This is a genomic window from Yersinia sp. 2466 StPb PI, from assembly GCF_041538325.1.
Taxonomy (GTDB): Bacteria; Pseudomonadota; Gammaproteobacteria; order Enterobacterales; family Enterobacteriaceae; genus Yersinia; species Yersinia enterocolitica_E.
Window position 1 is genome coordinate 4,852,899 of sequence record NZ_JAULSL010000001.1, and the last position, 24,543, is coordinate 4,877,441.

The following is a 24,543-nucleotide window of genomic DNA, read 5'->3' on the forward strand; positions in this document are numbered from 1 at the left end:
ATTGATTTAATATACCCAAAGTAATTGAAGTTGCAGGTAGGCGGCAAGTGAACGAACCCCGATGAGCTGACTCTGGTCAGTGATTCGGGTGAGCGAACATAACCAATAACCCTGCGGCTTCAAGTACGAAGGGAATTAACACCCGGATGAGAAGAGAGTCTATGGCTGATTATAAGCCGACTACCAAAGCACCGAGCAAATACGGTGACATCATTTTCAGCGCGCTGGTTAAACTGGCTGCGCTGATTACGCTATTTCTGCTGGGCGGCATTATCATTTCATTGATTGTTGCTTCTTGGCCAAGTATTCAAAAATTTGGTTGGGCTTTCCTGTGGACCAAAGAATGGGATGCCCCGGCTGAGCAGTTTGGTGCATTAGTGCCGATTTATGGCACAGTTGTCACCTCTGTTATCGCCTTACTTATTGCAGTCCCGGTCAGTTTTGGTATTGCCTTGTTCCTGACTGAGCTGGCCCCTAACTGGCTAAAACGCCCACTGGGTGTGGCTATCGAACTATTAGCGGCTATCCCTAGTATTGTTTACGGGATGTGGGGTTTGTTTGTTTTCGCTCCCTTATTTGCCCGCTATTTCCAAGAACCTGTCGGCAACGTGATGTCTGGCATCCCGATTGTGGGTGTGTTGTTCTCAGGCCCGGCATTCGGTATTGGTATTCTGGCCGCAGGTGTCATCCTGGCCATCATGATTATTCCTTACATTGCAGCGGTTATGCGCGATGTGTTTGAGCAAACCCCGGTGATGATGAAAGAGTCAGCCTATGGTATTGGCTGTACCACTTGGGAAGTTATCTGGCGCATTGTGCTGCCTTACACCAAAAACGGTGTGATTGGCGGTGTGATGCTGGGCCTGGGGCGCGCTTTGGGTGAAACCATGGCAGTGACCTTTATTATCGGTAACACCTACCAACTCGACAGTTTCTCACTCTTCATGCCAGGGAACAGTATCACCTCTGCGTTAGCGAATGAGTTTGCTGAAGCGGAGTCCGGTTTACATACTGCCGCGCTGATGGAATTGGGCCTGATATTGTTCGTGATTACCTTTATCGTGCTGGCGTTATCTAAGTTAATGATTTTGCGTCTGGCTAAGAAAGAGGGGCGCTAAGATGGCGACAATGGATATGCAAAGTGATGCGACGCTACTGGAAACCCGCCGTAAAAAGCAGGCCTGGCGTCGCCAAAAGAACCGTATAGCCTTACTGCTTTCAATGGCTACCATGGCGTTTGGTTTGTTTTGGTTGGTGTGGATTTTGTTCTCCACCGTGACCAAAGGAATTGACGGCATGTCTTTGGCGCTGTTTACCGAGATGACTCCGCCACCCAATACCGCGGGTGGTGGTTTGGCTAACGCCATTGCCGGCAGTGGTTTATTGATCTTATGGGCCACAGTCATTGGCACCCCTCTGGGTATCATGGCGGGGATTTACCTGGCTGAATATGGCCGTAAATCCTGGTTGGCGGAAATTACCCGCTTTATAAATGATATTTTGCTATCAGCACCTTCCATCGTGGTCGGTCTGTTTGTCTACACCATCGTGGTTGCCAAGATGGAGCACTTCTCCGGTTGGGCTGGGGTGATTGCATTGGCGCTGTTACAAGTGCCGATTGTTATCCGTACTACTGAGAACATGCTCAAGTTGGTACCAGATAGCCTGCGTGAAGCTGCCTATGCCCTGGGAACACCGAAATGGCGCATGATATCGGCTATTACGCTGAAAGCGTCTATCTCCGGTATTTTGACAGGCATCTTGCTCGCGGTAGCACGTATTGCCGGTGAAACAGCACCCTTGCTGTTCACATCGCTCTCCAACCAGTTCTGGAGCACTGATCTGAGCCAGCCTATCGCTAACTTGCCGGTTACTATATTTAAATTTGCCATGAGCCCATTTGCCGAATGGCAACAACTGGCTTGGGCAGGGGTGCTGCTAATTACCCTGTGTGTATTGTTACTGAATATTCTGGCTCGGGTTATTTTCGCGAAGAAAAAGTATTAATCGGCTGCGTAAGTATCAGCATTGAGTAATGAAAATACCGAATCGCCAATAAATTTCAAAATGCGGCTACGGCGGCATTGGCTAAAAGAGAGAAGTCTTGATGAGTATGGCTACTGACATCAATAACAGCAAAATCCAGGTTCGCGATCTGAACTTCTACTATGGCAAATTCCATGCGCTAAAGAATATCTCGCTGGATATTGCTAAGAACCAGGTCACAGCATTCATCGGGCCATCAGGTTGCGGTAAATCTACTCTGCTGCGTACATTCAATAAAATGTATCAGTTGTATCCTGATCAACGTGCTGAAGGCGATATTTTATTGGACGGCCAGAATATCCTGACTGACAAACAAGATATTGCGTTGTTGCGGGCTAAAGTTGGCATGGTTTTCCAAAAACCGACCCCGTTCCCGATGTCGATTTACGATAACATCGCCTTTGGTGTGAAACTGTTCGAAAACTTGTCCCGTGCTGATATGGATGAACGGGTGCAATGGGCGCTGACCAAAGCGGCATTATGGAATGAAACCAAAGATAAATTACACCAGAGTGGTTATAGCTTGTCAGGCGGGCAGCAGCAGCGTTTGTGTATTGCCCGTGGTATTGCTATCCGCCCTGATGTATTGCTGTTGGATGAGCCTTGCTCAGCGTTGGACCCTATATCCACCGGTAGAATTGAAGAGTTGATCAGCGAATTGAAGTCCGATTACACGGTAGTTATTGTGACGCATAACATGCAGCAAGCTGCACGTTGCTCAGACCATACTGCATTTATGTATCTGGGCGAGCTAATCGAATTCAGTGATACCGATACCCTGTTTACTGCGCCACAGCAGAAACAGACGGAAGATTATATTACTGGTCGCTATGGCTGATCGGCCTATCCCCGTAATACTTCAAGCTGCATGTGCGTTGGCTGCTTTCGTTCACCCCAGTCACTTACTTGAGTAAGCTCCTGGGGATTCGCTCAATTGCCGCCTTCCTGCAACTCGAATTATTTAGGGTATACATCAATTTCGCCTACTTACACGTACGGGAAGTATTATGGATAACTTGAATCTGAATAAACATATTTCCGGCCAGTTCAATGCAGAACTTGAACATATCCGCACCCAAGTATTGACCATGGGTGGACTGGTGGAACAACAATTATCTGACGCGATCACCGCAATGCATAATCAGGACGGTGAACTGGCGAAGCAAGTGATTGCAGGCGATAGAAAGGTCAATATGATGGAAGTGGCGATTGATGAAGCCTGTGTGCGCATCATTGCCAAACGTCAACCTACGGCCAGTGATTTACGCTTGGTGATGGCGATTATTAAAACTATCTCTGAGCTGGAGCGCATCGGTGACGTAGCAGATAAAATCTGCCGTACCGCGCTGGAAAAATTCTCTCATCAGCATCAGCCTTTGTTGGTTAGTCTGGAGTCTTTGGGCCGCCATACGGTGCAAATGTTGCATGATGTGCTGGATGCTTTCGCACGTATGGATTTGGACGAGGCTATTCGGATCTATCGCGAAGATAAAAAGGTTGATCAGGAATATGAGGGCATCGTGCGGCAATTGATGACTTATATGATGGAAGATCCGCGAACTATCCCAAGTGTACTGACTGCCCTGTTTTGCGCTCGCTCTATTGAGCGTATTGGCGACCGCTGTCAGAATATTTGTGAGTTTATCTTCTATTTCGTCAAAGGGCAGGATTTCCGCCACCTTGGTGGCGATGATTTAGAGAAACTGCTTTCCAGTAAGACTGAAAAATAACGATTTCCCCAATCATCCTGGCGAATTAGGCAGGTTGGGGATTGTTTTTTGTATTTGCCCTCCTTTTTTGAACAATATAAGATAACTCTATATTGTTTCATGTTTGTTTATATTCTAAATCCTAATTTGTTGACATAATAAAATAGCATTGTGTTCCTCTGTTTTTATATATTCCTGATGATTTTGTTATAGGTGGGAAATATATTTTCCTTTTGACGGAAGATGTATTTCCTATATCTAAATTGTTTTTGGTGATATTTAAATTTCAGCTTAACATGATTATTTTGGTATGTTTTTACGCGGGAGCGGGATAAGTGAACATGGGTCTGTATACACACAAAAATGTAACGCTTAGCCTATTTTGGTTGCTATGGATAGCATGTTTAGTGAGCTATATAGTCTACAATTTATTTTTTTATCTACTGCTTGCTCCTACTCTATTCCTTATCTTTATCTTGATAAAAATTATGTTTAAAAAGAAAACTAACAGTAATAATGAGGTGTTTCCTGTGACGAATATTCCCCATAAAGCCCATTCACCATTAACTGATTTGTCACCAGATACAACTAAAACAAATACCGTTATCGCCGCAGGTACGCAATTAACAGGTGATGTTAGGCTTGATGGCGACATTCAAATTTATGGTGTAGTGGTCGGCGATATTATCGTTAGTGATGGCACCATAAGGCTGATGCGCAGTGGCAAGATTGAGGGTAATTTAACCGCACCACACATTACGGTGGATGGACGTATTGAAGGGATCTGTGTTTCTGATCATCTGGAAATTCTGGAAAATGGACGTTTAAACGGCATTGTGAAAGGCAGTAATTTCTCAATCAAGAAAGGTGGCGTCTTTATCGGTCAGTCTGAGATAACAGAGGAACCTGACAGCCAAAGCAAGGGTAAAGTAAAACCTGCTGTAATAGTGCCCCAGGAAAAGGCTAATACAGAAGAAGCCCGATCTGATGCCATTTCCAGTAGCAAATAATTCTGTCAGTTCACTTTTTTCTAATACATGCTAATAACACGATTGGGCTAAATTTTAGGGCTACGATCGTGTTACTTGCTCACTTTTTTGGGTGTTTTTTCATCGATTATTTTTTTATTTGCTGAATATACAGCATTTTTCAACCTACAACTTCAGAAACAGGCTTTGGGATGCACTCTAAGGCTCCCTATTCTCCTCATTTTCCTTTGCCACCGATCCCACTTTCTTTGCCAATATAATCAGACTAATTGACTGAGATTAATTAGTTATAAATATATCGTTTTATATTATTTCCTGACCTAACGCCGAATTGATAGCTTATCCACATCGCAACATCTCAATCATCTTAGGAGCTTTCAATGAAGCAATCTCTGTCCACAAAAAAAAGCGCACTGGCATTAACGCTGTTAGCGGGTCTGGCGACGCTGTCTGGTGCAGCCCACGCTGATAAACTGGATGATATCAAGCAAGCGGGTGTGGTGCGGATTGCTGTTTTTGATAGTAACCCTCCATTTGGTTATATCGACCCACAGACTAAAAAGCTGGTGGGATATGACGTGGACGTGGCGAATGCTATCGCGAAAGATCTCGGTGTAAAAGTAGAACTACGCGCCACTAACCCGGCCAACCGTATTCCATTACTGACATCGAAGAAAGTTGATCTGATTGCGGCAAACTTCACTATTACTGATGAGCGCGCTAAGGAAGTTAACTTCAGCCTGCCATATTTCGCTACGGGTCAGAAATTTATCGCGCATAAAGGTGTGCTAAAGACACCTGAAGATATCGGCAAATTACGTATTGGTGCGGATAAAGGTACGGTTCAGGAAATTACCCTGCGGGAGCATTATCCAACCGCAAAAGTGATTTCTTACGATGATACACCGCTGGCATTTACTGCTTTGCGTAATGGTAACGTTCAAGCTATCACCCAGGATGATGCGAAACTTGTCGGCCTGCTCGGTAACTTACCGGCGGCACAAAAAGCTGATTTTGAGATCTCACCGTTCAGTATTACCAAAGAGTACCAAGGGGTTGGTATTCCTAAGGGTGAAGAGCGCTTAACGGCAAGTATTAACGAAACACTGGTGAAATTGGAAAAAGATGGCGAAGCGGCGAAGATTTATGATCGTTGGTTTGGCCCAGCAACCAATGCAGCCCAGCCGCGCGGTGAGTTTAAATTTGCGCCATTGGATCAGCAACCTAAAGCCTAATATATCCTTCGTCCTTGAAGTGAGAACATTAAAGCCCTGCATTGTCACGATGTGGGGCTGCTTGCATTGTAATCCGTTAGTGATTAACACCATGGGGGATAGGTAAGATGGATTTTACAACACAGCTAATAATAACTATTGAGATGCTTTTAGCGCGATATGGGTATCAAGACCTATGAATCTACATCATCTCACTGATTGGTTGTTGGCCCCGCAATATCTTAACTGGCTGTGGCAGGGGTTTCTGCTTACGTTGTGGATTTCTGCCTGCACGGTGGTTGCTGCCACGTTATTAGGCTTTTTGCTCGCTGCCGCCAGAGATAGTGAACTTAAAGTGCTGCGGTGGTTTGCTGTTGGCTATAGCACGCTATTTCGCAATACGCCGCTGCTGATACAACTGTTCTTTTGGTATTTTGCTGCCAGTCAGTTTCTGCCTGCTTCCTGGGTTCCATGGCTCAATACGCCCCATGAAATCACCTTTATCGGACTCACGTTAAGTTGGCCTTCTTTTGAATTTTTAGCCGGGTTTATCGGGCTAACCCTCTATTCCACGGCGTTTATTGCTGAAGAATTACGTTCTGGGATCAGCGGTGTCGCTAAAGGACAAAAATACGCGGCACATGCGCTGGGGTTAACGGGCTGGCAATCGATGCGCCATGTGGTGTTGCCGCAGGCGTTGAAAATTGCCATGCCGCCATTGTTGGGCCAGTACATGAATATTATTAAAAACTCCTCTTTAGCGATGGCTATCGGGGTGGCTGAGCTTTCCTATGCTTCTCGTCAGGTTGAAACCGAAACATTGCGGACATTTCAAGCCTTTGGGGTGGCAACAGTATTGTATATCGCCATTATCGCGTTGATTGAAGCCTGGGGCATGTGGCGTCAACAGCGAACCACAATCAGGGGGCATTGAGATGGATTTTACAATTATTGCTGATAACTGGACTTATCTACTGTGGGGTACTTTCCCTGATGGCCCTCTGGGTGGGGCGGCATTAACCCTGCTGATCAGTATCATGGCTGGAGTGGCCTCCGCAATCTTAGGGACCGTGCTGGGGGTATTGCTGGCAATGTCTCGTGGTGTTTGGGCGGGCGTATTGGCGGCTTTTTTGGGCTTTTTCCGCGCCATCCCGGTGATAATGCTGATTTTTTGGACTTACTTCCTGCTGCCAATTGTATTTGGTGTGGATATCCCCGAAATCACCACGGTGGTGTGTGCACTGGCATTGATTGCTTCCGCCTATCTGGCGCACGCAGTAAAAGCGGGGATTGTGGCGATTGGTGCAGGGCAGTGGCAGGCTGGGTTGTCGCTAGGTTTTAACCGCTGGCAGGTTTTATGGTTTGTGGTCTTGCCGCAAGCATTGCGCATGATGGTGCCATCATTTATCAATCAATGGATTTCATTGATTAAGGACACATCGCTGGCTTATATAGTTGGGGTGAATGAACTGACTTTTCTGGCAACTCAGGTTAATAACCGCAGCATGGTTTATCCAATGGAAGTGTTTCTGTTTGTCGCGTTGGTCTACTTCGTTTTATGCCTGGCTTTGGATTTATTGGCAAATGGCCTTAACCGCCGTTTTAGCCCACAGCATGCTATTAAGAAACAAAGTGCCATTAAACGTTCATGGCGCTGGTTGAGTCATAAACCAGCGCCGTCGGCACACTAATGATGAGTAATCTGCCAGCCTCTTTCGCGCCACAAGTCAGGCAGTTGCTGCATATCATCAAACATGGTGACTAGCGGGTGGTGTATCGGCTGGTTGTGTGGATCGGCGCAGTAGTAAAATACCGGTATACCTGCGGCAATCCCAGCGTGGGTGCCGGCCGCGGAGTCCTCCACCAAAATGCAGTGCTCGGCGGCCACCTGCATCTCTTTTGCCGCGTGATAAATCAGCGCGGGATCAGGCTTCCAACGCTGAATGTCGTAACCGCTATAGAGGCGCGTATCAAAGAAAGACAGCAGGCCAGTCAGGCCAAGGGAGTGCTGCATTTTGCTCACTGGCCCGTTGGAGACCACGCAGACGGGCAGGGTGATTTGCTCCAATAGCGCTTTTGCCCCAGCAATAGGCTGTAATTCGGCATCAAACAGGCGTGCAACCTCAGCGCGGTAGAGTTTTTCCAGCGTTGCTATTGATTCATCCAGACCGTTTTCTTTACTCACCAGCGCGACTATTTCATTCAGTTTTACCCCTTTAAAACGCTTAATCACCTCTTCCAGCGACAGGTGAATACCGTAATGGGCAAACATCACGACGTATGCACGACAACACAGAACTTCACTGTCAACCAAGGTGCCATCGCAATCGAACATGACGCATTCAATGTTATTCACTCTACTTATCCTTAAATTGTGCAGATCTACGTTCACTTCACTTTAATCATCCTGAGTAAGAATGCGATGTTTATTGACCCTACTAGCAGAAAAACTAATAACAAGTTAATAAAATACAACGGGTTGAATAATATGCAGTCATAATGAAGGCGTTGTTGCGCAACAGTGAAGATAAAAAATAGCCAAAAAAGAGTGTGATCCCGCTCTAAACAATAGTTTTTTGTTATAGGATATCCCCCGACTATCACTCCCTTCTGTGGAACTCTTCGAATGAGTAAACCAAACCTTGATACTGAGCAGGGGCTGCTCGAACGTGTATTTAAACTGAAACAGCACGGTACCACGGTACGTACTGAGTTGATTGCCGGTATCACTACCTTTTTGACTATGGTCTATATCGTGTTCGTAAACCCCCAGATTTTAGGGGTTGCGGGTATGGATGTGCGGGCTGTTTTCGTGACAACCTGCCTGATTGCCGCCTTTGGTAGCATCTTTATGGGCTTATTGGCTAACTTACCGGTAGCACTGGCTCCGGCGATGGGGCTTAACGCTTTCTTCGCTTTTGTGGTGGTTGGCGCGATGGGTATTTCATGGCAAGTCGGCATGGGTGCTATTTTCTGGGGCGCAATCGGTTTCCTTTTACTGACCATTTTCCGCATCCGGTATTGGATGATTGCTAACATCCCACTGAGCCTACGGGTGGGGATTACCAGTGGTATTGGCCTGTTTATTGCCATGATGGGGCTGAAAAATGCCGGTATCGTGGTGGCAAACCCGGATACCTTAGTCGCGGTAGGTAATTTGACTTCTCACAGTGTGCTGTTAGGTGCGCTGGGCTTCTTTATTATTGCGGTTCTGGCCTCTCGCAATATCCACGCTGCGGTGCTGGTGTCGATTGTGGTCACCACGCTGATTGGCTGGGCGCTGGGTGATGTGCATTACTCTGGCATTTTCTCCATGCCGCCAAGTGTGACTTCGGTGGTCGGGCAGGTGGATTTAGCCGGAGCGCTGAATATAAGTATGGCGGGGATCATTTTCTCCTTCATGCTGGTTAACCTGTTCGATTCATCCGGCACATTAATCGGCGTCACGGATAAAGCGGGCTTAACCGACCACAAAGGCAAGTTCCCGCGCATGAAGCAAGCGCTGTACGTAGATAGCATCAGCTCGGTAGCCGGTGCTTTTATCGGTACCTCATCGGTGACCGCGTATATTGAAAGCTCCTCAGGGGTGTCTGTCGGGGGTCGTACTGGTTTAACGGCCGTTGTGGTTGGTATCTTGTTCCTGCTGGTGATGTTTGTGTCACCCCTGGCCGGTATGGTGCCTGCTTATGCCGCTGCCGGTGCGTTGATTTATGTTGGCGTGCTGATGACATCTAGCCTGTCACGGGTGAAGTGGGATGATTTGACTGAAGCCGTTCCTGCGTTTGTTACCGCGGTGATGATGCCGTTTAGTTTCTCTATCACTGAAGGGATCGCGCTGGGCTTTATCTCTTATTGCCTGATGAAGCTGGGCACTGGCCGTTGGCGTGAAATCAGCCCATGCGTAGTGGTTGTTGCGCTACTGTTTGTGCTGAAAATTGCCTTTGTTGATCACTGATAGCCGATCATAAAAACGCCCCCCTTTCGACACCGAGGGTGGGGGCGTTGTCGTTATAATCTTATGCTTTTAACTGAGCGCTGATTTGCTCCAGTGCCTTTGTCGCACATTGTGCGTCCAAATGCCCGCCCGGTGCACCGGCAACACCCACTGCACCGACCACCTCATCCCCTGCTTTCACTGGCACTCCACCCCCTAACAGCAAGAACCCTGGAATGTCTTTCAGGTTGTTGGCCGCAGGTGTCTTTTGGCTGTTTTCCATCACTTGCCCGCTTGGGGTTTTAGTCGATAGTGCCGTAAAGGCTTTTTGCTCGCTGGCTTTAACGGTGTGCGGGCCGGCATTATCAGCACGTAACACGGTTTTGATGATGCCCGCGCGATCAACGACGGTTACCGCCACGTTGTAACCATCCGCCTGGCAAACAGCGAGGGTGCGGCTGGCCAAATCGGTGGCCAGCGCCTGAGAGATATTACGTTCAGTGTTCAGACCCGCAGCAGAGGCTTGAGCTATCAGGCCAATGAATAAGGCGGAGGTCAGGGCAATAGGCTTGATCATATAAAATCCTTATTGTTAGCGAAGTGATTTCATCACTGTGCCGCTATGTTACGGCGATAAGTGGTGAAAAAACATTCGGCTAACTACCCGTTTTACTCCGTACTTCTACCTATTCCCTTCGGACTTGGCGCCGCAGGGTTGTTATCTGCGCTCACGCATCCACATCACTTGACTGCGTAAGCTCATCGGGATTATGAGCCTCATCAGAGGCTCACCCTACGGGCCACGCAGGCGCTGTTCAAAATGGTTTACAACCAATTTGTTGTTCACTTGCTGCCTACCTGCAACACCAATTACTTTGAGTATATTATTGGTAGGATATAGGAGTAATTATGAATAAGTGATGCCAGCGAGTTGACCTCCAGCTTGGAGAATATATTCGCGCGGTGCGCTTCAACGGTTCGCGGTGAAAGTGACAACATATGGGCGATTTGCTTGCTGGTTTCCCCTTGGATAATCAGCGCGGCGACTTCCCGCTCGCGGGGTGAGAGCTGGCTAAGTAACTGTTGATAGCTCACTTGCTGCTTTTTCACTGCCAGCGCTTGCTCATGTTGCTCCAGTGCCATGCCGACCGCCTCGATCAGCACATCGGCGTCGATAGGTTTGGTCAAAAACTCCAGCGCTCCACCTTTAAATGCCCGGCGGCACAATTCAATATTACCGTGCCCAGTCATTATGATGACCGGAAGAGTGCTATCACGGCATTGAATGGCTTCTAATACTGCCATCCCACTCTTACCCGGCATTCTGATATCCAGGAGTACGCAACTTGGCTGGGTTATTGCCAATGTATCGAGGAAATGCTGGCCGTCACTGAATGCTTTTACTTCCCAGCCCAGGGTGGCGAGTAATGCGGTTAGCGCGGCGCGAACACCGTCATCGTCATCAATCAGATAAATGTGTTTTGTCATGCGTATTCTCGCCAATCAGGGGAAAGGTTAGGGTAAAACAAGCCCCGCCATATTCACTGTTTGCGGCTTTTATGTCACCTCCCATTCGCTGTACCAATGTCTCACACAGGGTTAGCCCTAATCCCAGGCCACTCTCGCGAGTGGTATAAAAAGGTGTGAACAGGTGGTCTAACTGCTGATGGCTTAGCCCCGGCCCATTATCTTCTATCTGAATTAGCCATTGCTGTGGTTGCAGGCGGGCAGTGAAATAAATTAACGGGGTCGCAGTATGTTGTACGGCATGGATAGCATTACTGAGTAAATTATGCAGAATTTGCTCCAGCCATAAAGGATCGGCCGAGAGTGGCGGTAAATTCGCTGGAATACTATTCACAACCGTTACTTTGCTGGCGGCTATCTCATTACTTAATAAAGCATTCACGCGTAACCAGATATCCGCTACCACCACCGGTTGTAAATTCACCTGCCCACGGCTGAGTAATGTGCGTAGCCGCTCCAGTAGCGCCGAAATCCGTTTGATTTGCTCAACTGACGCCCGTAGCAGTGGGGTAATCTTGTCGTCCTGCGCGGGTAATAACCGCAGAGCGGTTTGGTTATACGTCAGGGTGGCAGTGAGCGGCTGGTTCAACTCATGGGCGATACCTGTGGCAATTTCCCCCATGGCATTGAGTCTGGCTTGATCAGCAAATTTAGCCCGTTGTTCGGCGCGATTGCGGTATTGCGCCAACTGCTGCCAACGGTGCCAACCATAGAGGGTAGCTCCCCATATGAGTGAAAGCAGGAGGGCAGTTAACCAAGGCAGGTCACGCCAAAGAGGAGTTGCATAGCCAGTTAACGCAAAGGATTGAGCGCCCTCTCCCAATGGTTTTTGCCATTGCCAAAAGCTGTCTGGATTTGGCTTGCCCAGCACAGCTAACAGATGTTGCTGATAGCGCAATGTCACGCTGTCGAAATTTTCCGGTAAACCCACTACCTGCAACAGTTTTAACCCATTAATCTGCAAGCCACTGCCATTGTATGAGTTCGATAGCTGATAATCACCGCCGTGAACTTGCAGCGTTAACTGGCCTGCTTTTGATTTGTCGGCTTTAGTTTGGCTAATTGCGACTAATTGCGGGAAATGGCGCTGTAGTTGCGACAGTTGGTTTGGTTCAAGAGTCAGAAACAAAATAGCCTGTTGCTGGGCTAATTGCTGGCTCAATTCACGGTGGGTAATACGAAATTCGGCCTCACGCTCAGCTTGCTGCTCATTTAAACCATACCAACCCAGCCAGAGAGTGGATATCAGGGTCAGGATAAGCCAGACAGTGATTTTAACGGCCATTTAGCAGCATCCAACATGTGTGGGTCAAGAGAGTAACCCCCAATCACCAGCGGCCAGTGGGGGTTTTGAATCATGCGTTACTTCACGCGGACACGATCAATATAGGTCGCAAAGGCTGCTAGTTGGCTGGTAAGGAAATCCAGCGTTCCTTGATCAATCAACGCCTTGGCATGCTCATCCACTTTGCTTTGAATCACGCCACCCATAAATTCAGGCTTATTCATCACCATCGCATCAAGGAAAACCAGGATCTGACGTAAGTGATACTGGCAACGTGCTCCACCCACCGGCCCCATTGAGCTGGTTTGAATAGCAACTGGCTTGCCTGCCAGTGGTTGGTTTGGCAAGCGAGACAACCAGTCGATCGCATTCTTCAATCCACCTGGCACCGAATAGTTATATTCCGGTGTGACGATGATAACCCCATCAGCTTGACGAATCTGCTCAGCAATAGCTTGAACTGTAGCCGGGAAGCCGTCTTCCTGCTGAACATCAGCATCATAAAGCGGAATATCACGAATAGAAGGCAGTGCTTCAATGGTGACGCCTGAAGGCGCTAATTTAGGCAGTGCGCGGGCTACCATCGCATTGTAAGAACCATTACGCAGGCTACCCAGTAGGGTAACAATTTTAAGGGATTGCTGTGGCATGACATACTCCCGTTCAGTAAATGGATGAGGCTTTATACCCGTCATCTTTCTCATTGCAGGTGTGTTGGCCTCTCACCTGCATTTTGAAATCTATTGGTTATTTGTTACCAGAGTAGGCCAAACTTATGCGACAAAACAATGACTATCTCGCGTATGACGACATTTAAACATTACTTAAATTGGTGTTAGGGGGGAATTATTACGCTGAAACTGTGACCGCAGGAGAGGAACGGAAAAATCGTTTTTATCAGTCATCAAGTCTGTGCGCAAAATGCCGTTAATAGATCTGGAGCTATCCAGCTCTCTTAATTGAGCGACACGATAATGCTAAAAACCACTCAAGCCCGCTTTACCTTACTCGTCAGTGCGTTTTTTATTTTATTACTGATAATCACCGTGGTGGTTATTCAGCTTTTTGTGACACCACAACTCAAACAATCTGAAAGTACCATTGTCGGTAATAGCGTTGACCAAATTGCGACGGCAATCACGGCGCAAATGAACAAAGTGGAAGCGCAAGCCCGCAGCATTACACAGGCTGTTGCCATTATGGACAGCAATACCATTGATCAACTATTACCGGGGCTGGTGGATCAGTACGGCGACAGTAATGTGTTTGGTGGTGGCATTTGGCCATTACCTAATAAACGTGAGCAAGGGGTGACTAAGTTCAGCACTTTCTTTGCCCGTAATGGAGAAAATAAGTTAACGGTCAACACCCATTGGAATTCACCAGAATCACAAAATTATTTTGAGCAACCATGGTACAAAGATGGCTTAAATGCGCCTAAAGGCTTCTGCGCGTGGGCTAAGGCCTACCAGGATGATGCCAGCCCACAGCCAAGAACCAACTGCGCGATGGCAATTTATAAAGGTGACGAGGCCTACGGTGTTTCAACCATTGACGTTACCTTAGGTTTCTTTAACCGTTTGGTTAAAGAAATGGAACAGAAAGTGAATGGCACTATTCTGATTGTCGAAGCTGATGGCAAGATTGTCGGCAGCAGTGCTCTGGCGGATGGCAAAGCCGAATTAAAAAATCTGTCTGACTTTGCGGCCAACTCGCCGATGGCGGCTGAAACCCAGCGGTTATTGCCGCAGTTAAAAGATCAAAAAGCACTGGAGAGTGAATTTGATGTCGACGGTACCTCTCACACCCTGTTTATTCGCCCGATCGCCAATAGCCCGTGGTATTTGGTTACTGACTTACCAACCAGTTTATTGGTGAAACAGAGCCACGCCATCCTGTTGCATCTGGGGTTAGTACAGATTCCAATTATGCTGTTATTGCTCTTGTTCCTGGTGTTTTCTATCCGCGTCTTTATGAAACGCTTAGCGGCTTTGAAAGAGAATATCACTGCATTATCGGCGGGAGGGGCTGATTTGACGCAGCGCTTACCGGAAAGCAATAGCCCAGAATTCAATGCAATTAACCAAAGTTTCAACAATTTTATCGACTATTTACAGCAAATGATGCGGCAAGTCGGTGAAAGTAGCCTAGCTATTGCCTCAGCATCGCGCCAGATAGCTAGCGGTAATCTGGACTTATCCGCCCGTACTGAAGATCAGGCCAGTTCAATTGAACAAACCGCAGCCTCAATGGATGAACTTACCAGCACGGTGAAACAAAATGCGGATAACGCCAGTCATGCCAACCAATTGGCGAGAGATGCTTCTACTGTTGCGGTGAAAGGTGGCAAGGTGGTGAAACAGGTGGTGGATACCATGGGTTCAATCAATCATTCATCGAAGAAAATAGTCGATATCATTAGTGTGATTGACAGTATCGCCTTCCAAACCAATATATTGGCACTTAATGCGGCGGTAGAAGCAGCAAGAGCGGGTGAACAAGGCCGTGGTTTTGCGGTGGTGGCATCAGAAGTGCGTAATCTGGCGCAGCGTTCAGCGACATCTGCTCGTGAGATTAAAAAACTGATCGAGGACTCGGTGGCTGATATTGCCATTGGTACTGGCTTGGTGGCTGACGCGGGAACCACTATGGATGATTTAATGAGCGGGGTGTCCAATGTGGCGGCATTAATGAATGAAATCATGTCATCCAGTCAGGAACAAAGTTTGGGTATCGAACAGGTTAATCTGGCAATCAATCAGTTGGATAATTCAACACAGCAAAATGCGGCGCTAGTGCAACAAGTTGCTGCTGCGGCTCAGGCGATGCAGGATCAAACTTTACAGTTGGAGAGTGTGATTAGCGGCTTTAAAGTTTAATTTTATACCTGTCATACTTCAAGCTGCAGGTGTGTTGGCTACGTTTAATCATCCGAATCACTTACTTATGTAAGCTCATCGGGATTATGGGCCTCTAATGAGGCTCACTCTGCGGGCCAGCGCAAGCGCTGTTCAACATGGTTTACAACCAAGTTGTTATTCACTTGCCGCCTTCCTGCAACTCGAATTATTTAGGGTATATATTGCAGTTATGCCAAAAATCTGACCCCTTTTGCTCGCCGAAAAGGGGTTTTTTATGACTCTCGGCGAATTTTACTGGCAAACAAATTCCCTAATGATTGAATAAGTTGCACGGTAATAATCAATACAATCGCGGTAGTGACAGTTACGAACGTATCAAAGCGCTGATAGCCATAGGTTATAGCCAGATCACCAATCCCACCGCCGCCGACAGTACCTGCCATGGCGGTAGCACCAATCAAGCCAATGGTGGCTGTGGTCAGTGCCAATATCAAAGATGACAGTGCTTCGGGTAATAGAAAATACCAAATCGCCTGAAGGGGCGTGGCACCCATCGATTTTGCTGCCTCGAGAATTCCGGGGTTAACATCCAATAATGAATTTTCTACTAATCGGCCAATATAAGGTGCGATAAAAATAATCAATGGCACGATGGCTCCTGGTGTTCCGATAGTGGTATTCACGATCAAGCGGGTAAGTGGGATAATCGCTACCATCAAAATAATAAAGGGCAGTGATCGGATGATATTAATCACTGGGTTAAGAATATTATAAAAAGTGCGATTGTTAATTAGCCCTCCGGGCCGGGTTACCACCAATAAGATTCCCAGTGGGATACCAATAAGGGAACCGATCACCAATGAAATACTGACCATAACCAGTGTGTCGTGTAGCGCCTGGACAAATTGGTCCAACGTAATTGCGGTTTCGATCATTAATGTATTTCCTGTATATCAATTCCTGTTCCAGCCAGGTGCGTGACGGCACTATCAATGAGGTTGTTGTCACCGCTTAACAGCAGCACCATATGACCCAATGTGGTGTCTTGTATCTCCGACATGTTGGCAAATAGAATATTCACGCCCACATCATATTGCCTGATAAGTTGATTTATCACCGGTTGCGTCGCAATCGCCCCCATAAATGCTAAACGAAATTGGCGGCCAGCATGACTGCTATCTAACAGTTTTCTCACACTATCGGGCAGGCTGTCCTTGATCACGGTGCGGACGAAATTAAGGGTTGTGGGGTGAGTGGGGTGGCCAAAAACCGTTAATACCGAACCCTGCTCAATTATTTGGCCGTTTTCCATAACCGCGACCTTATTACAGATTTTTTGAATGACGGACATTTCATGGGTAATCAGCAACACTGTAATATTGTATTGCTGATTAATTTTCTTCAGTAATAATAAAATCTGGGCGGTAGTTTGTGGATCCAGTGACGATGTGGCCTCATCACACAGCAGAATTGATGGATTGGTTGCCAGAGCACGAGCAATACCTACCCGCTGCTTCTGCCCCCCCGATAATTCATTAGGAAAACTATGGCTCTTATCACCTAACCCAACAAAATCCAGCAATTCAGCGACGCGCTCCTGAATGAATTTTTTATTTTTACCTAATAAGATGAGCGGCATAGCTACATTCTTAAAAACAGTTTTTGACTCCAGTAAGTTAAAATTCTGGAATATCATTCCGATGTTTTTTTTAAGTAGCCTGAGTTGCTCATGACTAAAATCATGTAGATTATTACCATCAATAATCACATCACCGGATGTTGGACTTTCCAATGAGTTTACCATTCGTAATAAGGTGCTTTTCCCTGCACCGCTATAACCGATAATGCCAAATATATCGCCATCTTCGATGGTTAAACTAACATTATTAAGCGCTTGTAGCTTTACACCTTTACGTTCAAAGGTTTTAGAAATATGCTGAAGTTCAATCATCAGATTATTCCATTACTTAAGATAATCAGGCAGCATATAACCGGTGTATTTCTCATTTCCTAGAATGTATTTTTTGAACTCCGCCGAGTGGTATCCCGCAATAATATCCTTGGCAAATTCTGCATCTTTATTTTTACCGGCGACAGTTACCACATTCACAAACTGTGTGGTTGGTTTTTCAAGTTGCAGTGCTGAGCTGAGTTTTATACCGTTAGATACAGCAAAATTACCCTGAATAGCACCAAAGTCGACATCGGGTAATGCTCTGACTTGCTGGGCATTATCCATTTCTTTGATCACCAGATGGTACGGATTTTCTGCTATGTCTTTTTGCGAGAAGGTCGCTGGATCAATTTTTTCCTTTAGCTTTATCCAGCCGATAGATTGCAACAACAGTGCTGCGCGGTACTCATTTGAGGGCTGGTTAGGGACTGAAATCAAAGTACCTTCTTTGGGTTTTTGGTCTTTTTGGCTTTGCTGATATTTATCAGAATACAGTCCCATCGGTGGCGTTGGAACCTGAACAATACCGGTATTATCAATCCGCAGACGCTCATTTATCGCTTGCAGATAAATAGGGTGTTGCATGATATTGCCATCAATCTCGCCAGTGCTAACGGCATTATTAACCTGGATGCCATCATTAAAATCTTTATATTCGATGCGATAGCCTTTGTTGATCAGATAAGGGGCTACACCTTTTTCAAATTGTTCTTTATAAGGGCCAGGATTAAATCCCAATTTGATAACTTTATTTTCTTCACTATGGGCATTTAGTGAAGTAACAATAATTAAACTAAATAAAGGTATCGTCAGTGAAGGTATTCTCATCATAATTTCCCTGTGGAATAGTGTTAATTTAGTCTCTACCAGAGGCTTTATTTATTATGTTGCCGGTTATTCTTTTAGCTAAAAGCGGGATAACTAAGAATGAAATCATTCAAACATTGCGGGGATGAAGCGTAAACGAAGAAAATGATCTTAGCTTATCTATAATAGAGATAATGGATTTAGTGTTTTTTATTAGGCGATTGGGACGAAAGGCGGATTATCAACCCGCTGCGTACAAATTGCGCAGCGGGTTCTATCGCTATAACCGGGGTTTAGCCCTGAATCAGATTAGGGATTTTTACATCAGGATTTACGTCAGCGTCATAATCCACACCGTCGACGGCAAACCCAAACAGGTTTAAGAACTCAGTCTTATAACCGGTAAAGTCGGTCAATTGGTAGATATTGTCATTGGTGACTTGATCCCACAACGCTTGTACCTGGTTTTGAATTTCTGGTGCCAGTTCTTTGTAGTCAGCACGCAAACGGCCATCGGCGTCCAGATGCGGTGCCTCACCACACAAGCTGTCTTTATACAGCGAATAAACTTGCTCGATGCAGCCTTCATGAGTGCCTTTTTCTTTCATCACCTTGAATAGTAATGACAAATACAGTGGCATCATTGGGATAGCGGAACTTGCCTGAGTCACTACCGCTTTCAACACGGATACCCGGGCATCACCGCCGCCATGGGCAGCTAAGCTATCGCGGATAGTCAGAACTTTTTGGTCCAGATCCTTTTTGGCTGCGCCAATAGAACCGTTCCAATAGATATCATGAGTGATTTTTTCACCCAGATAAGTAAAGGCGGTAGTTTGTGCCCCTTCAGCCAGCACGCCAGCTTCCAGTAGTGCATCAATCCACATCTGCCAGTCTTCGCCACCCATCACTGCTACCGTGTTGTCTATCTCGGTTTGAGTTGCGGGTTGTAGCACAACTTCTTTGATAACTTCTTTATCGGTATCTAGGCCACGGAATTTAACTTCATGGCCGATTGGCTTCAGTGTGGAGTTAAACACTTCGCCGGTTTTTGGATGAGTGCGGCGCGGCGAGGCCAGGCTATAGATAACCTGATCAACCTGACCCAGATCTTGCTTAATAGCCTCGATGGTCAGTCGTTTGATCTCATCGGAGAAAGCATCGCCATTGATGCTTTTCGCATATAGGCCTTTCTGCTCAGCAAACTTGTGGAAAGCTGCGCTGTTGTACCAGCCGGAGGTCGCCGGTTTACCTTCTTCTCCTGGGCGTTCAAAGAAAATACCCAGCGTATCGGCACCACAACCAAATGCTGCTGTGATTCGAGCTGCCAGCCCGTATCCAGTTGACGCACCAATCACTAATACTCGTTTTGGGCCGTTAGCAATTGGGCCTTCTGCTGTGACATAGTCGATTTGCTTTTTGACGTTAGCTTCACAGCCCGCCGGGTGAGCAGTCACACAGATAAAGCCGCGTACACGTGGTTTTATAATCATGGATACCTCAGTTTATGAATAAAGTTAAGTGTTCGAGCTACCGTCGGTCGAGACTCTAACAGTTCGGACTCATAGAGTCAGATTATCAAAATTAGCGATAATCTGCTCCAGCTCTATAACATCACACTCATTTTCCGATACAAAAACTGGAGAAAATGCGCCCCAGTAAGTCATCTGAGCTGAATTCGCCGGTAATTTCACTCAATGACTGTTGTGCTAAACGTAGCTCTTCCGCCAATAACTCACCGGCGTAAGCGCTTACTAACTGTTCGTGGCCTTGCACCAAATGCTGGGCAGCGGTTTCCAATGCTTGCAAATGGCGTCGGCGAGCCAGGAAGCCACCTTCGGTGTTACTGGTAAAGCCCATACTCTGCTTAAGATGGCTACGCAGCAGGTCAATACCTTCGCCGGTACGGGCCGATAAGCGAATAAGTGAGTGACCATTCACTTCGGTTAACCCCAGCGATTCACCTGTGACATCCGCTTTATTGCGCACCACGGTGATGGGCAGAGTCGATGGTAGGCGGGCCATAAACTCAGGCCAGATAGCGGCCGGTTCGGTGGCATCAGTCGTCGTACCATCAACCATAAACAGTACGCGATCTGCTTGTTCTATCTCATTCCACGCCCGTTCGATGCCAATGCGCTCAACTTCGTCACTGGCTTCACGTAAGCCAGCAGTATCGATGATATGCAATGGCATCCCATCGATATGAATATGTTCCCGTAAAACATCACGAGTTGTGCCTGCGATATCGGTTACGATTGCAGCTTCACGGCCCGCTAACGCATTGAGCAGGCTTGATTTACCGGCATTTGGGCGGCCGGCAATGACCACTTTCATCCCTTCACGCAACAAGCTGCCTTGCCGTGCTTCAGTGCGCACCTGCTCAAGATCGGCCATCACACCGTTCAACTGGCCTTCAATCTTGCCATCAGAAAGGAAGTCAATTTCCTCATCTGGGAAGTCAATGGCAGCTTCGACGTAGATTCGCAAGTGAGTAAGTGCTTCCACCAATTGATGGATTTTAACTGAAAATGCACCCTGCAATGAATTTACTGCTGAGCGGGCGGCTTGCTCCGAGCTGGCATCAATCAGGTCGGCAATCGCTTCTGCTTGAGCCAAATCCAGCTTGTCGTTTAAAAACGCGCGTTCAGAAAACTCACCCGGACGAGCAATGCGCAGCCCTGGCAGCGCCAGAATGCGTTTTAACAGTAAATCCAGTATAACCGGACCACCGTGACCTTGCAGTTCCAGCACGTCCTCGCCAGTAAAGGAATTGGGGCCGGGGAAGTAGAGAGCGATACCTTGGTCTAATGTACTGCCATCAGTATCTTTAAACGGCAGATAATCGGCATAGCGAGGCTTGGGCAATTTGCCCAAAACCGCCTGCGCCACGTCTGCGGCAGCACGACCTGAAACACGTAAAATACCAACACCACCACGGCCTGGCGGGGTTGCTTGTGCCACGATAGTATCAGTGGTGCTCATGGTTATTTCTCTCTTTAAAAGAATAAGGCGGTCATATAGCTATGACCGCCTCATATACCCTTCTTAATTGCAGTCGCAGCGTTTGTTAGCTGCTCTCCCCCAGTTACTGACGTATGCCAGTGACTGGGGTATCTATCATGTTAAGACTGTTTCTTCTTATCGCGGCTATGTAAACCACGTTTTTCCAGACCACGATAAATCAACTGCTGTTGCAGGATGGTCACCAGGTTACTGACGATATAGTACAGTACCAGACCAGCCGGGAACCACAGGAAGAACACAGTGAAGATAACTGGCATAAAGGTCATTATCTTCTGCTGCATTGGGTCCGTCACGGTAGTTGGTGACATCTTCTGAATGAAGTACATGGTGATACCCATCAGAATCGGCAGAATGTAGTACGGGTCTTGTGCTGACAGGTCATGAATCCACAGGATGAACGGCGCATGACGCAACTCAACGGAACTCATCAACATGTAGTACAACGCCAGGAAGATTGGCATCTGAATGACCAGCGGTAAGCAGCCACCCAGCGGGTTAACCTTCTCAGCTTTGTACAGCGCCATCATCTCCTGACTCATACGCTGCTTATCGTCACCGATACGCTCACGCATGGCAGCCAGTTTAGGCTGTAGCAAACGCATTTTCGCCATCGAGGTGTATTGCGCTTTTGTCAGCGGGTACATGATACCGCGCACGATAAAGGTAATCACGATGATGGAGAAGCCCCAGTTACCGACAAAGCTGTGAATGAATTTCAACAGTTTGAACAGTGGCTGAGAAATAAACCATAACCAACCATAATCAACAGTCAGGTCCAGATGTGGCGCAATGGCCGCCATTTTGTCCTGAATTTCTGGGCCAACCCATAAGGTAGCACCCAGCTGTTTCTGCTCACCCGGTTGAATAATAACTGGCGCACCTTTAAAGCCGATAGCCGCCAGACCATTACCCAAATCAGAAGAGTAGAAAGTGTTGGTTTCATTAGCTGCCGGGATCCAGGCGGTTGCAAAATACTGTTGCAACATGGCTACCCAGCCACCTTTGGTGGTGATGTCCATATTTTTGTCTTCGATATCACTAAAGCTGTATTTTTTATATTTAGTGTCATCAGAAGAGTAAGCCGCGCCACGATAGGTGTGCAGCGCAAAGTTATTGCTGCCGGTATCACGGTGTTTAGGCAAATTGATGCTTTGCTTCAACTGACCAAACAGCGTCAGCTCCAGCGGGGCAGCAGAGGCGTTTTTAACGTGATAATCCACGCCAATGGCGTAATCGTTACGTTTTAGCACAAAAGTCTTGGTGAAAACGGAGCCATCTTTGCCGGTAAAGGTCAATGGAATACGCAGTTCATCCTGACCGTCAGCCAATACAAAGCTGGTTTGAGGCGCTTCAAACAGTGGGCGCTCACCGTTAGCTGGATTATCCGGGCCGCTTTTGCCTGTCAGACCGCTTTGCGCCTGATAGATGAAAGCTGGAGTGGTTTCCAGTAATTCGAAAGTTTTATCTGAACCCAGAGCATCCGGGTAAGCCAGCAGGTTAGCCTGCTCGATGTCACCACCACGGGTATTAATGGTCAGAGACAGCACATCAGTTTTTACAGTAATCAGTTGACCCTGACCACTGCCGGGCACAGCCTGGCTTGCTTTATCACCGGTAGCAGTATTCGCAGTCTGTTGCGTGGTCTGAGCGGCTGGTTGTGGACTGTTGTCCACTTGCCAGGCTTGCCAGATCATGAAAGACACGAACAGCAGAGCGATGAGTAGAAGATTGCGTTGCGAATCCATCGTTAGTGTTCTCTGTTATCGTCGGGTTTCGGCGGCACGGGATCATCGCCACCTGGGTTCAAAGGGTGGCATTTTAATACGCGTTTCAGTGTTAACCAACTGCCTTTTATCATCCCAAACCGGCGCAATGCCTCAATTCCGTAATGAGAGCATGTCGGATGGAAACGACAACGCGGCCCCAGCAGCGGACTAATCACGAGCTGATAGCCCCTGATTAGCCCGATCAGGATGCGGGAGCCTGGCGACAGTGGCGACGCCATAATTTTTCCAAAGCTTCCGTCAACGCACGGTTATCGAGGTCAGCCACACCCTTTTTCACCAAAACGACAAAATCCATAGACGGTAACGTATGCTGATGCAAACGGAAGCTTTCGCGTGTGAGGCGCTTTATCCGGTTACGTTCGTGAGCACGTTTGACATGTTTTTTGGCGACGGTAAGACCGATGCGGGGATGCCCCAGCTCGTTCAGGCGGCCGAGGATGGTGATTTGCGGCGTGCCAGCCCGTTGTGGCTGCTGGAAGACAAAAGTGAAATGACTGGGAGTTAACAAACGTAACTCCCTAGGAAATGCTAGCTTAACCACTGAGATGGCTAGCTTTTATTACTTAGAAACAGTCAGACGAGTACGGCTTTTCGCACGACGGCGAGCCAGAACTTGACGACCATTTTTGGTGGCCATACGAGCACGGAAACCGTGGCTACGGTTGCGCTTCAATACGGACGGTTGGAAAGTGCGTTTCATAGCGATTTCTACCTAAACTTAAAATAATTACTGATTCAGTAAACGCGTTTGGCTGCTCGGAGTGAAGACACCGACGCCTCAATCGCAACATATAAAGAAGCGGGATTGTAATAATTGTACAGTCCTGAGTCAATTGACATTGCGCCCGCCCGCACAGAAGTTTTCTGTATCGGGAGTTTACCAAGAGCCTGCCCGTGTTCACCGCTGGTTTCTTTTTGGCCAAAGCCATCAAGAACACAGGCATCACACGTAGGGCTGAGGATTATACGGACTCCCAGACAAATCGCAAGGATCGCCGTGAGATCCTTTGTGGATTAATGAGGATCAGTTGTTAGAAAAGGGGAAGGTGATACCAGTATATTCTGAAATATTTTGCGATCATTGCTGATGAGGGACACGAAAAGCTGTGCACTGGGTTACACTCCTAACAGAAGTTATGTCCTGTGGATAAAAAGGATCTAATCTGTGAGGAAGGGGAGGATCTATTGCTCCTTTTGCGCTATGATCCGCCATTCCGATCGCATCCGCTACTCTGGATCACTACTCCGGGATCGTAGGGGGATGTTAGTCGTAAAAACAACCGAAAAACGGTTCGCATGTCACTTTGGCTTGCTACAGGCCATATTGGCGTGTGTCAAAAACGATGAGTTACAAAAAATCCTGATTTCTTTCTTTTATTGATCTTGTTCGAGTGGAGTCCGCC

The 24,543-nt window shown here is 47.2% G+C and carries 24 protein-coding genes; 10 read left to right on the forward strand and 14 right to left on the reverse strand.

From position 1 onward, the window contains the following. Positions 1-161: 161 nt before the first annotated feature. From pstC to Q2T72_RS21940, 8 genes are all read left to right on the forward strand, one after another. Positions 162-1,118, forward strand: coding sequence for a phosphate ABC transporter permease PstC (gene pstC, locus Q2T72_RS21905; RefSeq protein ID WP_005186724.1), 957 nt, complete (start codon positions 162-164; stop codon positions 1,116-1,118). A gap of 1 nt (position 1,119) precedes the next feature. Continuing rightward, positions 1,120-2,007 (forward strand): phosphate ABC transporter permease PstA, encoded by an 888-nt coding sequence (gene pstA / locus Q2T72_RS21910; protein ID WP_005186725.1) that lies wholly within the window; start codon positions 1,120-1,122, stop codon positions 2,005-2,007. A 100-nt stretch (positions 2,008-2,107) separates the two neighbouring features. Continuing rightward, complete coding sequence (gene pstB / locus Q2T72_RS21915) at positions 2,108-2,884, forward strand: phosphate ABC transporter ATP-binding protein PstB (protein WP_004713904.1); 777 nt, start codon at positions 2,108-2,110, stop codon at positions 2,882-2,884. A 169-nt stretch (positions 2,885-3,053) separates the two neighbouring features. After that, on the forward strand, positions 3,054-3,776 hold the full coding sequence (gene phoU / locus Q2T72_RS21920; RefSeq protein ID WP_049612252.1) for a phosphate signaling complex protein PhoU: 723 nt from the start codon (positions 3,054-3,056) through the stop codon (positions 3,774-3,776). 320 nt (positions 3,777-4,096) lie between these two features. Continuing rightward, positions 4,097-4,765: a polymer-forming cytoskeletal protein gene (locus tag Q2T72_RS21925; RefSeq protein ID WP_372569829.1), complete on the forward strand. Its 669-nt coding sequence runs from the start codon at positions 4,097-4,099 to the stop codon at positions 4,763-4,765. A 359-nt stretch (positions 4,766-5,124) separates the two neighbouring features. After that, positions 5,125-5,979 carry an ABC transporter substrate-binding protein gene (locus Q2T72_RS21930; protein WP_083161564.1) on the forward strand — a complete coding sequence of 285 codons (855 nt, stop codon included), beginning with the start codon at positions 5,125-5,127 and terminating at the stop codon, positions 5,977-5,979. Positions 5,980-6,154: 175 nt separating this feature from the next. After that, the gene (locus Q2T72_RS21935; protein ID WP_083161562.1) at positions 6,155-6,892 is read left to right on the forward strand and encodes an amino acid ABC transporter permease; all 738 of its coding nucleotides are present in this window, start codon (positions 6,155-6,157) and stop codon (positions 6,890-6,892) included. Position 6,893: 1 nt separating this feature from the next. Further along, entirely contained in the window at positions 6,894-7,649 is a 756-nt protein-coding gene (locus Q2T72_RS21940; RefSeq protein WP_372560188.1) for an amino acid ABC transporter permease, read from the forward strand. Here the strand turns inward: Q2T72_RS21940 and yieH are convergent. Next, positions 7,646-8,314 carry a 6-phosphogluconate phosphatase gene (gene yieH / locus Q2T72_RS21945; protein ID WP_083161558.1) on the reverse strand — a complete coding sequence of 223 codons (669 nt, stop codon included), beginning with the start codon at positions 8,312-8,314 and terminating at the stop codon, positions 7,646-7,648. The genes Q2T72_RS21940 and yieH overlap by 4 nt on opposite strands. 270 nt (positions 8,315-8,584) lie before the next feature. Here yieH and Q2T72_RS21950 point away from each other — a divergent pair, with 270 nt between their 5' ends. Continuing rightward, positions 8,585-9,913, forward strand: coding sequence for an NCS2 family permease (locus Q2T72_RS21950; RefSeq protein ID WP_372569831.1), 1,329 nt, complete (start codon positions 8,585-8,587; stop codon positions 9,911-9,913). Positions 9,914-9,974: 61 nt separating this feature from the next. Here the strand turns inward: Q2T72_RS21950 and Q2T72_RS21955 are convergent, their stop codons facing one another. From Q2T72_RS21955 to Q2T72_RS21970, 4 genes are all read right to left on the reverse strand, one after another. Continuing rightward, positions 9,975-10,469, reverse strand: a complete 495-nt coding sequence (locus Q2T72_RS21955) for a heme-binding protein (protein ID WP_005186737.1) — start codon at positions 10,467-10,469, stop codon at positions 9,975-9,977. A 293-nt stretch (positions 10,470-10,762) separates the two neighbouring features. Next, positions 10,763-11,380, reverse strand: coding sequence for a response regulator transcription factor (locus Q2T72_RS21960; protein ID WP_083161556.1), 618 nt, complete (start codon positions 11,378-11,380; stop codon positions 10,763-10,765). Beyond that, complete coding sequence (locus Q2T72_RS21965; RefSeq protein ID WP_083161554.1) at positions 11,355-12,704, reverse strand: sensor histidine kinase; 1,350 nt, start codon at positions 12,702-12,704, stop codon at positions 11,355-11,357. The genes Q2T72_RS21960 and Q2T72_RS21965 overlap by 26 nt, the downstream gene beginning before the upstream one ends. Before the next feature lie 77 nt (positions 12,705-12,781). Next, complete coding sequence (locus Q2T72_RS21970; RefSeq protein WP_083161552.1) at positions 12,782-13,354, reverse strand: NADPH-dependent FMN reductase; 573 nt, start codon at positions 13,352-13,354, stop codon at positions 12,782-12,784. Between the two features lie 324 nt (positions 13,355-13,678). Here Q2T72_RS21970 and Q2T72_RS21975 point away from each other — a divergent pair, with 324 nt between their 5' ends. Beyond that, positions 13,679-15,583, forward strand: coding sequence for a methyl-accepting chemotaxis protein (locus Q2T72_RS21975; protein ID WP_083161550.1), 1,905 nt, complete (start codon positions 13,679-13,681; stop codon positions 15,581-15,583). Positions 15,584-15,837: 254 nt separating this feature from the next. On the opposite strand, the gene Q2T72_RS21980 is transcribed toward Q2T72_RS21975, so the two are convergent. From Q2T72_RS21980 to rpmH, 9 genes are all read right to left on the reverse strand, one after another. Beyond that, positions 15,838-16,500 carry a methionine ABC transporter permease gene (locus tag Q2T72_RS21980; RefSeq protein WP_372569832.1) on the reverse strand — a complete coding sequence of 221 codons (663 nt, stop codon included), beginning with the start codon at positions 16,498-16,500 and terminating at the stop codon, positions 15,838-15,840. Continuing rightward, positions 16,500-17,516, reverse strand: a complete 1,017-nt coding sequence (locus tag Q2T72_RS21985; RefSeq protein WP_372560195.1) for a methionine ABC transporter ATP-binding protein — start codon at positions 17,514-17,516, stop codon at positions 16,500-16,502. The genes Q2T72_RS21980 and Q2T72_RS21985 overlap by 1 nt, the downstream gene beginning before the upstream one ends. A gap of 12 nt (positions 17,517-17,528) precedes the next feature. Next, positions 17,529-18,347 carry a MetQ/NlpA family ABC transporter substrate-binding protein gene (locus tag Q2T72_RS21990; RefSeq protein WP_193784852.1) on the reverse strand — a complete coding sequence of 273 codons (819 nt, stop codon included), beginning with the start codon at positions 18,345-18,347 and terminating at the stop codon, positions 17,529-17,531. A gap of 272 nt (positions 18,348-18,619) precedes the next feature. Then, a complete protein-coding gene (fabV, locus tag Q2T72_RS21995; protein ID WP_083161542.1) occupies positions 18,620-19,819 on the reverse strand; it encodes an enoyl-ACP reductase FabV in 1,200 nt (399 codons plus the stop codon). Between the two features lie 127 nt (positions 19,820-19,946). Then, complete coding sequence (gene mnmE, locus Q2T72_RS22000) at positions 19,947-21,311, reverse strand: tRNA uridine-5-carboxymethylaminomethyl(34) synthesis GTPase MnmE (protein WP_372569833.1); 1,365 nt, start codon at positions 21,309-21,311, stop codon at positions 19,947-19,949. A 140-nt stretch (positions 21,312-21,451) separates the two neighbouring features. Beyond that, the gene (gene yidC, locus Q2T72_RS22005) at positions 21,452-23,098 is read right to left on the reverse strand and encodes a membrane protein insertase YidC (RefSeq protein ID WP_372569834.1); all 1,647 of its coding nucleotides are present in this window, start codon (positions 23,096-23,098) and stop codon (positions 21,452-21,454) included. Positions 23,099-23,100: 2 nt separating this feature from the next. Beyond that, positions 23,101-23,358, reverse strand: coding sequence for a membrane protein insertion efficiency factor YidD (gene yidD / locus Q2T72_RS22010; protein WP_032906726.1), 258 nt, complete (start codon positions 23,356-23,358; stop codon positions 23,101-23,103). Beyond that, positions 23,322-23,681 (reverse strand): ribonuclease P protein component, encoded by a 360-nt coding sequence (gene rnpA, locus Q2T72_RS22015; RefSeq protein ID WP_025380108.1) that lies wholly within the window; start codon positions 23,679-23,681, stop codon positions 23,322-23,324. Before rnpA ends, yidD begins: the two co-directional genes overlap by 37 nt. Positions 23,682-23,699: 18 nt before the next feature. Continuing rightward, positions 23,700-23,840, reverse strand: coding sequence for a 50S ribosomal protein L34 (rpmH, locus tag Q2T72_RS22020; RefSeq protein ID WP_004393543.1), 141 nt, complete (start codon positions 23,838-23,840; stop codon positions 23,700-23,702). Positions 23,841-24,543: the final 703 nt, after the last annotated feature.

What these genes read in the sequence shown, in the direction of transcription:
- pstB (WP_004713904.1), top strand. Translation starts at nt 2,108, where the DNA reads ATGAGTATGGCTACTGACATCAATAACAGCAAAATCCAGGTTCGCGAT.
- fabV (WP_083161542.1), bottom strand. Translation starts at nt 19,819, where the DNA reads ATGATTATAAAACCACGTGTACGCGGCTTTATCTGTGTGACTGCTCAC.
- Q2T72_RS21970 (WP_083161552.1), bottom strand. Translation starts at nt 13,354, where the DNA reads ATGCCACAGCAATCCCTTAAAATTGTTACCCTACTGGGTAGCCTGCGT.
- Q2T72_RS21955 (WP_005186737.1), bottom strand. Translation starts at nt 10,469, where the DNA reads ATGATCAAGCCTATTGCCCTGACCTCCGCCTTATTCATTGGCCTGATA.
- phoU (WP_049612252.1), top strand. Translation starts at nt 3,054, where the DNA reads ATGGATAACTTGAATCTGAATAAACATATTTCCGGCCAGTTCAATGCA.
- Q2T72_RS21950 (WP_372569831.1), top strand. Translation starts at nt 8,585, where the DNA reads ATGAGTAAACCAAACCTTGATACTGAGCAGGGGCTGCTCGAACGTGTA.
- pstA (WP_005186725.1), top strand. Translation starts at nt 1,120, where the DNA reads ATGGCGACAATGGATATGCAAAGTGATGCGACGCTACTGGAAACCCGC.
- Q2T72_RS21975 (WP_083161550.1), top strand. Translation starts at nt 13,679, where the DNA reads ATGCTAAAAACCACTCAAGCCCGCTTTACCTTACTCGTCAGTGCGTTT.
- Q2T72_RS21965 (WP_083161554.1), bottom strand. Translation starts at nt 12,704, where the DNA reads ATGGCCGTTAAAATCACTGTCTGGCTTATCCTGACCCTGATATCCACT.
- mnmE (WP_372569833.1), bottom strand. Translation starts at nt 21,311, where the DNA reads ATGAGCACCACTGATACTATCGTGGCACAAGCAACCCCGCCAGGCCGT.
- Q2T72_RS21980 (WP_372569832.1), bottom strand. Translation starts at nt 16,500, where the DNA reads ATGATCGAAACCGCAATTACGTTGGACCAATTTGTCCAGGCGCTACAC.
- Q2T72_RS21990 (WP_193784852.1), bottom strand. Translation starts at nt 18,347, where the DNA reads ATGAGAATACCTTCACTGACGATACCTTTATTTAGTTTAATTATTGTT.
- yidC (WP_372569834.1), bottom strand. Translation starts at nt 23,098, where the DNA reads ATGGATTCGCAACGCAATCTTCTACTCATCGCTCTGCTGTTCGTGTCT.
- rpmH (WP_004393543.1), bottom strand. Translation starts at nt 23,840, where the DNA reads ATGAAACGCACTTTCCAACCGTCCGTATTGAAGCGCAACCGTAGCCAC.
- Q2T72_RS21985 (WP_372560195.1), bottom strand. Translation starts at nt 17,516, where the DNA reads ATGATTGAACTTCAGCATATTTCTAAAACCTTTGAACGTAAAGGTGTA.
- Q2T72_RS21940 (WP_372560188.1), top strand. Translation starts at nt 6,894, where the DNA reads ATGGATTTTACAATTATTGCTGATAACTGGACTTATCTACTGTGGGGT.
- yidD (WP_032906726.1), bottom strand. Translation starts at nt 23,358, where the DNA reads ATGGCGTCGCCACTGTCGCCAGGCTCCCGCATCCTGATCGGGCTAATC.
- Q2T72_RS21960 (WP_083161556.1), bottom strand. Translation starts at nt 11,380, where the DNA reads ATGACAAAACACATTTATCTGATTGATGACGATGACGGTGTTCGCGCC.
- pstC (WP_005186724.1), top strand. Translation starts at nt 162, where the DNA reads ATGGCTGATTATAAGCCGACTACCAAAGCACCGAGCAAATACGGTGAC.
- Q2T72_RS21930 (WP_083161564.1), top strand. Translation starts at nt 5,125, where the DNA reads ATGAAGCAATCTCTGTCCACAAAAAAAAGCGCACTGGCATTAACGCTG.
- Q2T72_RS21935 (WP_083161562.1), top strand. Translation starts at nt 6,155, where the DNA reads ATGAATCTACATCATCTCACTGATTGGTTGTTGGCCCCGCAATATCTT.
- Q2T72_RS21925 (WP_372569829.1), top strand. Translation starts at nt 4,097, where the DNA reads ATGGGTCTGTATACACACAAAAATGTAACGCTTAGCCTATTTTGGTTG.